The 14,925-nt window shown below is 48.1% G+C and carries 10 protein-coding genes; 2 read left to right on the plus strand and 8 right to left on the minus strand.

Annotated elements, in window-relative coordinates; genetic code table 11:
* Window positions 1–2,313 (minus strand): efflux RND transporter permease subunit, encoded by a 2,313-nt coding sequence (locus VOA_RS09235; protein ID WP_000417051.1) that lies wholly within the window; start codon window positions 2,311–2,313, stop codon window positions 1–3.
* A gap of 174 nt (window positions 2,314–2,487) precedes the next feature.
* Between VOA_RS09235 and VOA_RS09230 the strand changes: the two genes are divergently transcribed.
* Both VOA_RS09230 and VOA_RS09225 read left to right on the plus strand, forming a co-directional pair.
* Entirely contained in the window at window positions 2,488–3,261 is a 774-nt protein-coding gene (locus VOA_RS09230; RefSeq protein WP_000269389.1) for an outer membrane lipoprotein-sorting protein, read from the plus strand.
* Entirely contained in the window at window positions 3,261–4,430 is a 1,170-nt protein-coding gene (locus VOA_RS09225; RefSeq protein ID WP_001284554.1) for a hypothetical protein, read from the plus strand. Before VOA_RS09230 ends, VOA_RS09225 begins: the two co-directional genes overlap by 1 nt.
* A gap of 120 nt (window positions 4,431–4,550) precedes the next feature.
* Here VOA_RS09225 and VOA_RS09220 read toward each other — a convergent pair whose 3' ends face one another.
* The 7 genes from VOA_RS09220 to putA all read right to left on the minus strand — a co-directional run bounded on the left by VOA_RS09220 (window position 4,551) and on the right by putA (window position 14,633).
* Complete coding sequence (locus VOA_RS09220) at window positions 4,551–5,990, minus strand: coniferyl aldehyde dehydrogenase (protein ID WP_000192829.1); 1,440 nt, start codon at window positions 5,988–5,990, stop codon at window positions 4,551–4,553.
* An 11-nt stretch (window positions 5,991–6,001) separates the two neighbouring features.
* Entirely contained in the window at window positions 6,002–6,478 is a 477-nt protein-coding gene (locus VOA_RS09215) for an Lrp/AsnC family transcriptional regulator (protein WP_001047034.1), read from the minus strand.
* A gap of 141 nt (window positions 6,479–6,619) precedes the next feature.
* Complete coding sequence (locus VOA_RS09210) at window positions 6,620–8,509, minus strand: methyl-accepting chemotaxis protein (protein ID WP_032468232.1); 1,890 nt, start codon at window positions 8,507–8,509, stop codon at window positions 6,620–6,622.
* Between the two features lie 310 nt (window positions 8,510–8,819).
* Window positions 8,820–9,047 (minus strand): hypothetical protein, encoded by a 228-nt coding sequence (locus VOA_RS09205; protein ID WP_001123611.1) that lies wholly within the window; start codon window positions 9,045–9,047, stop codon window positions 8,820–8,822.
* A gap of 183 nt (window positions 9,048–9,230) precedes the next feature.
* Window positions 9,231–10,721 (minus strand): sodium/proline symporter PutP, encoded by a 1,491-nt coding sequence (gene putP / locus VOA_RS09200; RefSeq protein ID WP_000431685.1) that lies wholly within the window; start codon window positions 10,719–10,721, stop codon window positions 9,231–9,233.
* Window positions 10,722–10,793: 72 nt separating this feature from the next.
* Window positions 10,794–11,492 carry a 1-pyrroline-5-carboxylate dehydrogenase gene (locus VOA_RS09195; RefSeq protein WP_000233683.1) on the minus strand — a complete coding sequence of 233 codons (699 nt, stop codon included), beginning with the start codon at window positions 11,490–11,492 and terminating at the stop codon, window positions 10,794–10,796.
* 21 nt (window positions 11,493–11,513) lie between these two features.
* A complete protein-coding gene (gene putA, locus VOA_RS09190; protein WP_000493433.1) occupies window positions 11,514–14,633 on the minus strand; it encodes a bifunctional proline dehydrogenase/L-glutamate gamma-semialdehyde dehydrogenase PutA in 3,120 nt (1,039 codons plus the stop codon).
* Window positions 14,634–14,925: the final 292 nt, after the last annotated feature.

A 14,925-nucleotide genomic window follows, 5' to 3' on the forward strand; every position in this document is an offset into this window, starting at 1 on the left:
TTATGCAGTCTGCGTTTGCTGTCTCAGCGCTTTCTTCGACTGTCCTGTGACTTTGAGCAACGCAGGAACCAACAAGAGATCCAATATAAGTGCAATCATTATTGTAATGGCCGTCATCAAGCCCATATCGGCGTTCATCTTAAAGCTGCTGCTTGCTAGCACTAAGAAACCAGCACTGAGTACCAAAGTGGTACCGATAATGGCAACGCCTGTTTCTCTGACAGCAGTCACAATCGCCTCATTTTCTGATTGCCCTTCTTTACGCGCAGTATGGAAACGATAGAGCAAATGGATAGTGTCATCGACCACAATACCTAACGTCATACTCGCAATGACGGACAGACTAAGCCCAACTTCGCCCACCAAAATGCCCCACAAACCAAATGCGATGGAAGCGGGTAGCACGTTAGGCAACAGACTAATTAAGCCTAAACGTACTGAACGCAAGATAAGCCCAATCAACAATGAAATTACCAGCAAAGCTCCCGCGGATGCCGTTAACATGCTGACGTTATTACGGTAACCAATATGAGCAAACATGATGTCAGCACTCACTCCAGGGCTTATGCTGGATTCAGGAAATAGAGCTAACAATTGTTGGCGTAAGTTTGCTTCAAGGCTCACCAAATCGTTGGAAGACATCTTCTTCGCCGTCACAACCACTCGCAGCTCTTGTTTATCCAATGCAACTTGATTGCTGAGGGTTAAGCCATAAGGCAGAGACATGTCATAAAGCAGCAAGGTTTGCGCAGACAAATCGGGATCCGTTGGCAATTGGTAGAAAGCCGGATCATTGTTGTGCAAGCTGCTATTCAAACGCTTCATGATGTCAGTGAGTGACTGCACATGATAAACACCCTGTGTTTCACGCGCGGTTGCCACAAAGCTATCGAGTTTGTTTAGGAAATCAGGAGATGTCACCAACTCCCCTTTTTCCGGTCTGATCGCGTATTGAATACTCGCTACACCAGTGAGATTCGCATAGGTAAAATCATTCGCTTGGCGCACCGCGAAGTACTCGAATAGAGTGTCATCAATATCGTTGCGAACCATATTCGCGGCGACAACGAGACTGCACACCACAACAACCGCGATTTTCAACCCCGGTTTGACCATTGACCACTGAGCAATACGCTCTAGTGGCTTTGCTGAACCTTGTGGGTTTGAAACGGGCAGCGGTTTCACTTTGCGCTGACGGCCTACCGGCAGCACAGCAAGCAATGCGGGCACCAAGAATAAGGTCAACAGCATGGCAGCGAACACGCCCATAGCCGTGATATTACCCAGATCGTTAAACGGTGGAGAATCACTGAAGTTCATCGAAAGGAAGCCCACCGCGGTGGTCAAGCTGGTCAAAATGATCGGTAAGCGGTGTTTACGCATGGAGTACTGAAGCGCGTCTTTTTTCACCAGCCCATTTTGAATCCCTTGTCGGTATCCTTGCAGGAAATGGATACAATCCGCTACCGCCATCGTTAAGATGATCAAAGGCGCAGAAGCCGATGGCGAGGTAATGGCCATACCAAGCCACCCGGCTGATCCTAAAGCGATAAAGATGGATGAAACGATCGTGAGTGTCATCACGACTGAGCTCCAGACACTACGCAGGTAAATGCCCGTTCCAACAATGATCAGCAGTAATGCTGCTGGAACCAAACTCCCCATATCACGTTGGGCGGCCTCACCAAACGCATCGTTCTGCATCACTTGCCCAGTCAAGTAGAAAGAAAGGTTTGGATACCGAGCTTCCATCTCTTGCTTCTTGTCTTGCCAAAATTGAGCAATTTCACGTACTTCTTCAGATTGCCCTTCGGTGGTCAAACTGACGAGTACATTGATCGCTGTCGAGTGTGCATCCTGAGCCAAGTAGCGGTTCACTAACTCCGGCTGCTTTAACGCATACGCTTTCTTCTCTTGTAAGCCTTGAGGCTGATTCAAGTTGGCCTGAGTGATGAAGTCTTCAACGATCAGAACATCATTTTTCGCATAGGTGTACTGATAATTGCTTATCGAATCCACACGATAGGAGTGCGGGGTTTGCCATGCGTAATCAGTCAGTTCCAATACCGCTTGCAATACTTCAGGCTGAAATACATCACCCAATTTTGGATGTACCACAATCAGCACGCTGTCATTGCTGTTGTATTTATTTTCAATGGCTTCGAAAGCCACTAAGTCTGGGTTGTCCTGACTAAAAAAGACTTTGTAATCATTATTTAGGCTGAGTTTACCTAGCCCCATAAAAGCCATAACCATAACTGCGAGCCACGCGATTATGACTAGCCAAGCTCTGGGCGTTGTCCATTTTTCCATTTTGGGAATTTCCTCTCCATTTCAGCCATCCATTGTTGGATGGCCATTCTCACCTTGCCTTTTTACCTGTTGTTTGCGCATCGAACGACTGTCCACTTGGACAGGTTCCACTTTCTCCGAACTCCGGTACTTTGCTGGCGAGATTGGGATTTTGATAAGGAAATGAAGATGAGAATGTGGTCAGCCATGTTGCTAACACTTTCCAGTAGTGTGATGGCACAACAAACTCTGTCAGGGTTAGATATCGCAACGGAAATGGTCAATCGAGATAGTGGCTATCTCTCTTATACTGCGGATGTTCAAATGAAAATCAGTGCATTGAATGGTGATACCGTGACGCGCCAATTGATGATCAAAGGAATTGAACAAGAGAACGATGGCGACAAAATCGTGACCTATTTTCAAGCACCTTTGGACATTGCGGGAACCGCGTTACTCACGTTCAGCCACGCGATTGAGGCGGATGATCAATGGCTCTACCTGCCTTCGGTCAAACGGGTTAAACGCATTTCATCCAATAACCGTTCAGGTCCATTTATGGGCAGTGAATTCGCTTACGAAGACATGAGTTCTTGGGAGCTGGATAAATATCGTTACGAGCTCATTGGGGAAAAGACGGAAAACGGCCAGCAATTCTGGCTATTGGCGTGCTACCCACAATATGAAAACTCTGGCTATTCCAAACTGGTCGCCTGGATCGACCAATCCATCTACCAACCCAGAAAGATTGAGTATTACGACCGTAAAGGCAGCTTATTTAAGCAGCTTTCTTTAACGGAGTATCAGCAGTTTAACCAGCGTTACTGGCGACCCAAATTCGCGCAAATGGACAATCTTCAAAACCAGCGCAGCTCAACACTGATTTGGCAAAACATGCAGTTGGGTGTTGACGTTCCCGCTTCATATTTTGAACCGAATCAACTTCGCAATGCATACAGGCATAACTGATGGCGAACAAACTGATTTACGCCCTATTGCCGTTCTCTTTTTGGGCGTCATTCTCCGGAGCCGAGGAGAAAGTTGAAGGGTATATCGGCCTTGCTGCCGACTTTTATAAAGAATCCTCTCCCAGCTCGGTGTGTTGTGATCATTTTGCAGCAACCATGATCCTCGCACCCAGAATGTCTTGGTGGAATGAACAAGGATGGGCCGTCAACGTCACCCCTTATATGGAATACGAAGCACCATCCGAACAAGGGTTCATCAATTTGCGGGAAGCAAACCTGACCTATGCGGCGGAAACCACCGAGTGGCTTATTGGCTATGGATTGGTGTATTGGGGCGTTACGGAAGTCTACCAACCCGTCAATATTGTGAATCAGTATGATGGACGCATCGCATTGGGTTACGAGGAAAAAATGGGGCAACCTATGCTGCAAATGCGCTGGTTGCCAGAGTGGGGAGAAACACAGTTTCTTTTACTGCCCTTTCATCAAACCAGAACGTGGCGTGAACCCAATCAAAGGCGAGTTTTAGCTAAACCCGTAAGCAGCGATGCACTTTATCCTGACGGCGAACAACCACTCGATTTGGCGAGCCGTGTTAGTTTCTGGCAGGATGAATTGGATATTGCCTTGAGCGCTTTCTATGGCAATAGTCGTGAGCCCTTGCTGATTGAAACAGCGAGTGAATGGCAACAAAGTTACGCCAAAATTTTTCAGTTCGGCACTGAGCTGCAATGGACAAAGGATGATCTTTTAGTCAAAGGGGAAGGAACACTGAAATCGGGAGAAGGCAGTACCTACGGAACGCTCGTCGCTGGCTTTGAATATTCCCTGTATGGTTTTAGTTTTTCTCAAGGGCAATTGGGACTGATTGCGGAATACACTTGGGATAACCGAGATACTTCTGCCCCGGCAACCATTTATGACAACGACCTATTTTTAGGGCTACGTTGGCAAGCCAACGATGTGAGTGATACCGAACTGTTGCTCTCCGGTCTGTTTGATTTAGATGATGCTTCGCAGATTTATAAACTCACTGCCTCCGGTCGGATTAACCATCACTGGCGCTGGGTGGCTGAGAGTTACTATTTATCTGCCATGGCCAATAATGAGCCGATTGCTTACCTGAGCAGTGAAAGTTATCTCTCTATTAAAGCTGAATTCTACTTTTAACCTATACCCTTCCTACTTGAAGCTGTAGGTTGGGTATACCTCTTGGGTTTAATAATCAGGAAGTTAAAAACCTCAAGCTGAATTGAAACTCGGCTTGAGGTAAATATTAATCATCGTGAATTAACGTAAGAAAAACCGTGTTAGCAGACGCAGCACGGATTTACGATAAGTCAGCAGCCAGCCATTACGTGGCAACCAAGCGGCCGAATGAAGCACCGTTTTGCTGTGTGAGAAGGTCTTAAACCCTTCGATTCCGTGATAATGCCCCTGTCCTGATTCACCGATGCCACCAAATGGCGCATCATCCGCAGCAACATGCATCAAGGTATCGTTCACACACGCACCACCGCTGTGAGTGCGCTGTAAGATGTGATTCGCCAGATGCTTATCTTTGGTCATCACGTACAGTGCCAATGGCCGCTGGCCTTGATTGACTCGCTCAATCGCTTCCTCAATGGTGCGATAGCCGATCACCGGCAGGATCGGGCCAAAGATCTCTTGCTGCATCGCCAGCATGTCGCCACTCACCTCAGTCAGTAATTGAGGCAGCATCTGTCTTGCTTCTAACTCAACCGTTTTACCCACAACGGTATTAACTTTGGCACCTTTTTGCTGCGCATCATCCAGATAATGCTGCAAACGCTCAAACTGTGCTTGGTTAATAATTTGCGTGACATCCAAGCGGCCATTACGGATAAAGCGGCGCGCAAAACGCTGCAAATAAAGCTCTACAAACGTCGCAATTTTCTCTTGCGGCAGCATGACGTAATCCGGTGCAACACAGATTTGCCCTGCATTGGTGGTTTTGCCAAGCATAATGCTATCTACACTGCGCGCGAGATCCGCATCGTCAGCGATGATCACCGGAGATTTACCGCCAAGCTCCAAGGTCACTGGGGTCAGGTTTTTCGCCGCCGCTTGTGCCACCAACTTCCCTACGGCGGTAGAGCCAGTAAAAAGAAGGTGATTGAAAGGTAGTGCACTGAATGCCGAAGCCATTTTGGCTTCCCCTTCCACACACACCGCCGCATCCCCCAAAGAACGTATGATTCGCTCAAGCACTTGGTTGGTTTTCGGTGTGTATTCACTGAATTTGATCATCACTTGGTTGCCCGCCGCGATGGCGGTGATCAGTGGCGCTAAGCTAAGCAGAATAGGAAAATTCCACGGCACAATAATGCCTACCACACCCACGGGTTGGTACTGCACTTCAACGCGCGAGGGCAGAATCATCAACCCCGCATGACGGCTTTTCGGTTTCATCCAACCTTTCAGGTGCTTGAGGGTATAGTTGAGGTGGTTGACGGAGGGCAGTAAATCGCACAATGAAGTATCAAAGCGGCTGCGAAAACCATAGTCCTCATTCATCGCCGCAATCAAGGCTTCTTGCTCTTCCAGCAAAGCGCGTTTTAACTGCACCAAACGCTGCTCACGGCGCGTTAAATTGGGATAAGGTTCATTGTTGTATTGCGTTTGCAGGCGAGCAAACTCGGCCTGCATCGCTTTAATCTCATCGCTGACAAGATCGGGTTTAGAGGAAACCACTGAGAGTTGAGTCATAAAACCTCCCGTTAAAAATGCGTAATCAGATCAGGATTTATCCCAAAGCTGGTTTTGTGTTCTTCTATCACAAACTCACTGCGCGTTTGAATCACACCCGGCAAAGTGCCCAGCTTCCCAGACATAAAGGCTTGGTAAGCTTTCATGTCCTTCACCCGAACTTTAATCATGGTGTCAAAATCACCAGAGAGTGAATAACAGGCTTCAATTTCTGGCATATCGGCAACCGCTTTCGCAAAGCGATCGAAAATCGAGAAACTGCTCTGGTCGAGCCGAATATGGATGAAGACCTGCACATCAAGCCCTAACTTCTCAGGATTCAATTCAGCGTGATAGCCTTTGATGTACCCTTCTTTTTCCAGCCGTTTTACTCGCTCAGAGCAAGGCGAAGTGGTTAAGTTGACAAGTTTTGCCAATTCGACCACTGGCAAACGACCTTTGTTGTGCAGAATCCGCAGAATTTGCACATCCACCCGATCCAGATTCATAACATTGCATCCTGTAATGATTCATCGCCAATAAAATACTGGCATCTGCAAGCGTGCCGAAATGTCATGCGATAAGCTGTGATAAACATCACGCGAAAAAAAGGGCATCTGACGATGCCCTCTCACTCTTTTCGTTCGCTTTTATAACTTAAAGCGGGAGATCTCTTTATTCAGCTCTTGCGCCATCGAGTGTAACGATTTGGCTTGCTGCACCGAATGTTGCGCTTCTTCGGCTAGCTGATCACACACTTCGCGCACCGATTCCGTGTTCATATTGATATCCGCAGTCACCAGTGATTGCTCTTCCGCCGCAGAGGCGATTTGCGTGGCCATATCACTGATCTGCTGAATCGCTTCACTGATCGCTTGCAAGCTTTCACCCGTTTGGTTGACATCCGTTACGCTCGTTTCCACCAGCTTATGGCTTTCGGTCATCACCGAAACCGCTGTAGTGGTCACTTTCTGCAAGCCAGCAATCTTGGCTTGGATTTCCTCCGTTGAAGCATGGGTACGCTGCGACAGCACACGGACTTCATCCGCCACCACCGCAAATCCACGCCCTTGTTCACCGGCACGCGCCGCTTCAATCGCCGCATTCAGTGCCAGCAAATTGGTCTGTTCCGCAATGCCACGAATGGTCGACAAGATGGTGGAAATTTCATTGGCATGCACTTCTAGCTCACTGATGATGCTCACCGCGCCAGTTAACTCTTTCGCCAATTGGTCAATCGACTGCTTACTTTGCTGCATTTGAACAAAGCCGTCTTCGCCCAACTGCACCGATTGAGTCGCATTCTTCGCGGTATTTTCGGCGTTTCCGGCAATTTCTGCGGTCGCCGATGCCATTTCGGTCACAGCAGTCGCGACCATGGTGATTTCATCTTGCTGAGTACGGATCCGCTTGCTCGCTTGGGTTGCCGATGCGGCAGCATGATCCGCCCCTTGATTAAGCGCAGCCGAAACTTCGCCGACATTTTTCACCATGTGATGGATACGATCGACAAACTTATTGAACTTATCGGCCAGTAGACCCACTTCATCTTGGCTGCGGACCTCCAACCGACGAGTCAAATCGCCATCCCCTTCGGCAATATCCGCCAGTGCATTGGCAATGTTACCCAACTCATTAAGCTGACGAGCCACAAACCAAGAGGTCAATAGAGCCATCACCAATAGGATGCCCAGACCGATACCAATTTGCACCATCAACATATCGTTTAGTGGCTGTTCAAGTACCGCTTTGTCCATCACCATGACCAATAGCCAGTCGGTATTGGCCACCTCTTCTGCCATTAAAACTTTTGCTCCCCCATCAAGGCTTAAGTGGAGTGGTGCATGTTTTTGAGCAGTAGCATTGAGCTGAGAAATAGTGAGCTGTGAGGAAATCTCTTCCGTAGGTTTTAAAATCAAATCTTGCTTTGGATGCGCAACTATTTGACCTTGTTGATTCACCAACATCGCATACCCTTCCCCTGGTACTTGAATGGCGAGTACATCTTGAATGAGCTTATCCAACAGTAAGTCAGAGGCCGTAACACCAATAAACTGACCGTTTTGGCGCACAGGCTCTGCTAAGGTAACCACTAAGGTTTTCATTGTGGCACTTACATAAGGTGCTGTGGTAATAGGCTTACCCGCAGCCTTAGCTTCTTTATACCACCCTCGTGTCCGAGGATCATAGCCAGCCCTATTTAGTGAAGGATCTTGGCGAAACATTTCCCCTAGCTCATTACCATAGAAGCTTAAAGCAAATGCTCCCGACTGTAGAGTTTGTCTTAGATGAGGCACAACATCGAGTTGTGGGTTGCGCTCAATCTCCTCTCTTACACCTTTAAGAGCAAGCTGTTTAGTAAAAAACCAATCACCAACTCCTTTTGCATGAGCTTGCAAAGTGTTACGACTTTCACTTTCAATAGCACGCCAGCTGTCTTTTTTAAACGTTTGATAACCTGCAACCACCAAAGCTGCAGCAGTCACTGCAATTACCATGACCACAGAGAAAACCATTTTTCTCTTTAGACTTAATCTCATAAATAATACCCACCCAACATCTAACCGCATAAATTTGTGAGCAAAGCATCAAAATCACCAGTAATTACTTTGCGAAAGCTCCCACTATGGAAAGCATGATCTTGGGGGATCATAGAAATGTGATCAATCCACGGTTATGTTGCAAAATCAGTGAGTTATTCGATATACGGTACAGAGAAAGCCTGACAAGAATGAAAATATCGTTTGGCGGGATAATTAGTTTATACAACTTCTTGAAGCTAGAAACTCTGTAGGAGTTTTTCATCAAGAAAACAGAAACGGTTTAGTAAAAGAGGGATAGATTACCTAACTATGATGCATGTATACCCTCTAAAATAGTTTTGTTGATGCGTTCATTCTGCTGGTTACAGACTCGGCAGAAATAGCGTTGCTCCATCTGATAATAGTGTTGGCCTTGCATCAGCATGGTGAGAAATTGTTGGAAACCTTGCCAGCCTTCAGGTTGTGACTGCACACGTTTCATCACCATTTTGTGTGCGGTGTGTTTACCACAACTACGACAATACGCTTTAGGCATGACGGAGATCTCCTATCCGATTGGTCACTATTGACAGTTGACGCATTTTGCAGCGATAGGTTCCTCAGACATAATTTGTTGTGCAAATTTCGTGACCTGTATTAAAAAATTACTCAATAACAGAGAGGTAGGGCAAAAAGAAAGCCTCGCAAAGCGAGGCTTGTTACATAGAGTGAAACTGTCTTACTCAAGTTCAATCAGGTGTTTTTTGAACGTTAGGTGCTGTGCTTTTACTTTCTCATCTGGTTCACCAGTGAGCAGGCTGACCACAACAATCGACAGTGTCGACAAAATGATTCCCGGTACGATTTCATACACATCAAACCAACCGCCTGAAAGCTGCTTCCAAACCACGATAGTCACACCACCCACAATGATGCCCGTTAAAGCACCATTACGGTTCATACGTGACCAATAGAGGCTCAACACCAGCGCAGGACCAAACGCCGCACCAAAGCCAGCCCAAGCGTAGGACACCAAACCAAGTACTGAGCTATCCGGCGTCATGGCTAAGAACAACGCAATCAGAGAAATGATCACAACCGCGGCACGACCAACGCGCACAATCTCTTCTGAGCTGGCATCGGTTTTAAATACTTGCTTGTAGAAATCTTCCGCGAGCGCAGATGAAGACACTAGCAGTTGCGAATCGGCAGTACTCATAATTGCTGCCAGAATTGCAGCCAGCAGCATGCCTGCGATGACAGGATGGAACAGCGAGTTCACCAACAACATGAAGATTTTTTCGCCATCATCCAGACCAATCGTACCGGATTGGGTAACGAAAATCAGACCGGTTAAACCCACTAGGATCGCCCCCATCATTGAAAGGCCAGTCCATACCACAGCGATACGGCGCGCCGTAGTCAGATCTTTATTGGAACGTGATGCTTTGAAACGCGCCAGAATGTGCGGCTGACCAAAATAGCCCAAGCCCCAAGCCACCAGCGAGATAAGCGCAATCGCGGACAGAGGTTCACCTTTTGCATCATTCCACAAAGTCAGTAACTCTGGGTTAATCGCCGCCAAATCGTGATCAAGCTGAGTAAAGCCCCCTTCCATCGCAGCAATCGGCACAATCATCAGCGCCGCAGCCATCAGCAGACCTTGCACCAAGTCAGTCCAGGATACCGCTAAGAAGCCACCAAACAAGGTGTACGACACCACACAAACCGTACCCACAATCACCGCAGTGGAGTAATCCAAGCCGAATACGGTTTCAAACAGTTTACCGCCGGCAACCAAACCTGAACTAGTATAGAAAAGGAAGAACAGCAGAATGAAAAATGCAGAAATGGTTTGGATCAGTTTTGAGTTGTCGTTAAAACGGCGTGACAAAAACTCAGGTAAAGTCAGAGAATCCGTGGTGATACTGTAGGTACGCAGACGCTTAGCATTCACTAACCAGTTAGCCCAAGTACCAACGAGCAAGCCGCCAGCCAACCAGAATGATTCAATGCCGGCGGCATACGCATAACCCGGCAGACCGAGCAGTAACCAGCCACTCATGTCGGATGCACCAGCGGAAAGTGCCGCAGGCCATGGCCCTAATGAACGGCCACCCAGAAAGTAGTCGGCAGAGTTTTTCGTTCGCTGATAAGCGTAAACCCCAATCGCCAACATCAAAATGAGGTAGACGATAAAGGTGGTTGTAATAGCGAAGCTATTTTCCATTGTGTTTTGTCCTCTTTTTCAAGATCGCCCTTCATCCCCCCTTTTATCCAAAGGGGGGAAACGCTGAAAGGACTAATGAGTATCCACACCCAGCTCCAAGAGCGTCGCGTTTCCACCCACTGCTGTTATATTTATTGTGCGTGTGCGCTCAGTAATAAAGCGCAGTGATAAATGTGGATCATGCGCCACCGGCAAGGTGAGCAAATCCGTTTCTGAAACTAGGCTAACAATCGCGCCTGTACGTTTCGCGAGTTGGCGGTTGAGCGTAGCCTCAACCGACAGGTTTCCGACATATCCAACGCATCTCACGTCTGATTCGATCAGTTGGTGATACGCGTCAAAAGAAGCAAACTGCAACAGATTCGCCGGAAGGGATGACTGCTGGTAAGCAGTCACTAACGCAGAACTCAATTCAGCATCGTCACTACAAAAAACAACACTATTACCGGCCACGAGGGCAGCGGTCAGTTGAGCTACTGCGGCTTGTTTCGCTTGAACACCGTTATCCTCTTGGATGATCAGGGCAACACCACGCCCTGCGGTATAAAGCTCATTGGTTTCTCCGGTAGGCCCAATCAGTTGGTGCGTATGCGCCAACAAAGTTGATGCCTTTTGAAGATGGTAGGAAATCACTTTTGCCACACCGGGCATGCTGTTTTCCAATAAAGATTTCAACGCGAGTAAACACTCACATTTCGAGTCAAAGTCGGTCAGATTCCAATTTTCCCAAGCAGAAAAGGCGTCTGAAAAACGGGTTACTTGATGCACCATGATACGTCTCCTTGCTGTGGGTTATTGGTATTGCACTTGAGTAAAGCGGTAAAGATAGTGAGGCCCGCCCGCTTTCGGTCCGGTACCAGACAGCCCTTGTCCGCCAAACGGTTGTACCCCCACCACAGCCCCGACTTGATCGCGGTTGATGTAGCAGTTGCCCACTCGAGCATGTTTTTCAATCCAGCGATACGAGGTTTCGTTACGGCTATGAATGCCCATGGTTAAACCAAAACCAGTTTGGTTGATTTTGTCGACGATCTGCGCCAATTCGCGCGCTTTAAACCGCACTATGTGCAAGATCGGGCCAAACTGCTCTTCACTCAGCACGGCAATGTCATCAATTTCAAAGGCGGTTGGCGCAACAAAGTCGCCATGCTGGCAAGCTTCACTCAAAGTAAGCTGAGCGATTTTCTTCTGGGTTTGGCTCATGTGTTCAATGTGCGCCAACAGTTTCTGTTTGGCTTTCTCATCAATCACTGGCCCGACATCGGTTTGATGCAGATGTGGCACACCGACTTTCAGCTCTTGCATCGCGCCCTGAATCAAAGTGATCACGCGATCGGCAATATCCTGCTGTACAAACAGCACACGCAGTGCCGAACAGCGTTGGCCAGCAGAGGCAAAAGCGGAACGCAGCACATCACGCACCACTTGCTCAGGCAGCGCGGTACTGTCGACAATCATGGCGTTTTGACCGCCAGTTTCTGCAATAAATGGTACCGGAGCGGCTTCACGTTGCGCTAACGTTTGGTTAATGCGCTGCGCCGTGGCGGTCGAGCCAGTAAACGCCACACCCGCGATGGCCGGATGAGAAGTGAGTGCGCTGCCGATATCGGCACCGCGCCCCGGTAGAAGCTGGATAGCTCCGGCTGGGAAACCCGCTTCTTGCATCAGCTCAACCGCGCGATACGCGATCAAACTGGTTTGCTCAGCAGGTTTAGCAATCACGGTATTTCCGGCCACCAAGGCGGCACTGATTTGACCAAGGAAAATCGCCAGCGGGAAGTTCCACGGGCTAATACACACAAACACACCACGACCTTGACGGCAGACACGACGAGTTGAACCATCAAAGCTTTCAACACTGAACTCGCCCAGCACATCGACTTGTTTGGCGTAATAACGACAGAAATCGACCGCTTCACGCACTTCATCAATGCTGTCGTGAATGGTTTTGCCCGCTTCTTGGTGACACAAGGCCACCAACTCAGGCATATGCAGTTCAAGCAGATCTGCCAGCGCATCCAATTTACTCGCACGCTCACTGGCATCGAGCGCATTCCAAGTTGCAAAAGCTTGTTGAGCAGAGTCGATCGCAGCGGAAACATGATCAAGGTTAGCGTAAAACACCTGACCGACTTGAATACGGCGATCATAAGGCGCAGTGACGAGCTCTGCACTGTGATCCACCTTGATCATGCTTTCGTAATAAGAGTGTCCGCCAATGATCGGCGCTGCTTGCCACTTCTTATCTAACCAAGCGTGGATCTTAGCTTCAAACGGCTTCGCTTCACTCTCAATATCGATATTGATCCCCAATGAGTTTTTGCGCTCGGTAAAAATCTCCGTTGGCAGTGGGATCTTACGGTTATTTAAGGTTTCAAACGCAAGCAGCATATCGACTGGATGCTGAGTCAACGCACCCACTGGGCAGCGCGAGTCCACCAAGCGATGTACGAACGAACTGTTTGCACCATTTTCCAGTAATCGACGTACCAGATAAGGCAGCAGATCTTTATGGCTACCCACGGGTGCATAAATCCGTACTGACTGCTGATAAGCGGCTTTCGCATGGTGATAAAGCGCATCCCCCATGCCATGCAGGCGCTGGAATTCAAAATCTTTGTGCTGCGCCATCACCGCAATCGCTGTAACGGTTTGCGCGTTATGGCTTGCAAATTGTGGGAATAAATTGCTGCGTACCGATTCGCTCAGTAGGAAACGAGCACAAGCTAGGTAAGAAACATCGGTCGCTTCTTTGCGCGTATAAACCGGATAGCCAGTAAAGCCGCGTTGCTGCGACATCTTGATTTCGCTATCCCAATACGCACCTTTGACTAAACGTACAGGGATTAAATCGCCCTGCTGTTTCGCCAATGCGGTCAGCCATACCAATACCGGTAACGCACGTTTGGAGTAGGCTTGAACCACCAAACCAAACTTGCCCCAACCACGCAGCGTGTCGCTGCGGTAGAGCTTTTCAAACAGATGCAGTGACAGCTCTAAACGATCCGCCTCTTCAGCATCAATCGTGATCGCCACATCCAGCTCTTTCGCGCGCTCAAGCAGTTGAATAAGTGTGCTGTACAGCTCGGTCATCACGCGATCGGCATTCGCCACTTGGTAGCGAGGATGCAAAGCAGAAAGCTTGATCGAGACCGACGGCGCAGGACTGGTCTCCAGACCATATTTATCGCGGCCTACCGCTTCAATCGCCATCAAGTAATCTTTGAAATACTTGTGCGCATCGGCAGAAGTCAGCGCCGCTTCACCCAACATATCAAACGAATAGGTATAACCTTTGTCGCGCATTGGGCGACCATTTTTCTGCGCTTCTTCAATGGTGCGACCAAGCACAAATTGATGGCCCATGATTTTCATGGCTTGATGCATGGCTTTGCGGATCACAGGTTCAGTCAACTTATTGACTAAACGATTCACCGCTTGCACTGGGCTTGCGGTATCTCCATCTGCCAGGCCAATCACTTTACCTGTCAGCATCAAGCCCCAAGTTGAAGCGTTCACGAACACAGAATCTGAATTTTTCAGGTGGGATTTCCAATCCGCAACACCCAAGCGGTCTTTAATAAACGCGTCTGCCGTTTCCGCATCGGGGATGCGCATTAACGCTTCAGCCAAACACATCAGCAAAATACCTTCTTGGGTATCCAAGCTGTATTCCAAAAGCAGTGCATCAATCATCTGCACCGCTTTTTTATCGCTGCGGATCGCTTCAATTAAGCGTGTGGTTTTCTCCGCCATCGCCGCTTTTTCAGCGTCACTTGGGGTCGCGAGAGGCAATAATTGGGTCAGCCATTGGGATTCGTCCACCATATACAGTGGCGAGATCAGCGACCATAGTTTATCCAGCGGCTGCTCGATAAACTCTGCGTTCAACACATCGGTTGCTGTAAACATGTGGTTTCCTTCATCTCATACCTGACAGATTGAGTCAGGTTTCCTGCAATGGCTGGCAGTGTATTTTGAGCGTGAGAAGAAAACTTGTCAAAAAGTCCTAGTATTTTGTCAATAACTCTGAGTTTTAACAAAACAAAAACAAGATCACACCAATTCGAGCAAGTTTCATCGCCAATTATTTTGCAATTATTGCAACTCAACAACGAAAAAAATGAGCTACCTTGCATCAATAAGCAGGCTGATGTGTAGTTACTAGGGTTTCGTCACCAAGAGGAAAAAGGTTGGAGAATTG

The sequence above is a fragment of the Vibrio sp. RC586 genome (genome assembly GCF_000176715.1).
Lineage (GTDB): Bacteria > Pseudomonadota > Gammaproteobacteria > Enterobacterales > Vibrionaceae > Vibrio.

Excerpts from the sequence above, each read along its gene's own strand:
- VOA_RS09225 (WP_001284554.1), top strand. The coding sequence starts at position 3,261 with ATGGCGAACAAACTGATTTACGCCCTATTGCCGTTCTCTTTTTGGGCG.
- VOA_RS09210 (WP_032468232.1), bottom strand. The coding sequence starts at position 8,509 with ATGAGATTAAGTCTAAAGAGAAAAATGGTTTTCTCTGTGGTCATGGTA.
- VOA_RS09220 (WP_000192829.1), bottom strand. The coding sequence starts at position 5,990 with ATGACTCAACTCTCAGTGGTTTCCTCTAAACCCGATCTTGTCAGCGAT.
- putA (WP_000493433.1), bottom strand. The coding sequence starts at position 14,633 with ATGTTTACAGCAACCGATGTGTTGAACGCAGAGTTTATCGAGCAGCCG.
- VOA_RS09235 (WP_000417051.1), bottom strand. The coding sequence starts at position 2,313 with ATGGAAAAATGGACAACGCCCAGAGCTTGGCTAGTCATAATCGCGTGG.
- VOA_RS09230 (WP_000269389.1), top strand. The coding sequence starts at position 2,488 with ATGTGGTCAGCCATGTTGCTAACACTTTCCAGTAGTGTGATGGCACAA.
- VOA_RS09195 (WP_000233683.1), bottom strand. The coding sequence starts at position 11,492 with ATGGTGCATCAAGTAACCCGTTTTTCAGACGCCTTTTCTGCTTGGGAA.
- putP (WP_000431685.1), bottom strand. The coding sequence starts at position 10,721 with ATGGAAAATAGCTTCGCTATTACAACCACCTTTATCGTCTACCTCATT.
- VOA_RS09215 (WP_001047034.1), bottom strand. The coding sequence starts at position 6,478 with ATGAATCTGGATCGGGTGGATGTGCAAATTCTGCGGATTCTGCACAAC.
- VOA_RS09205 (WP_001123611.1), bottom strand. The coding sequence starts at position 9,047 with ATGCCTAAAGCGTATTGTCGTAGTTGTGGTAAACACACCGCACACAAA.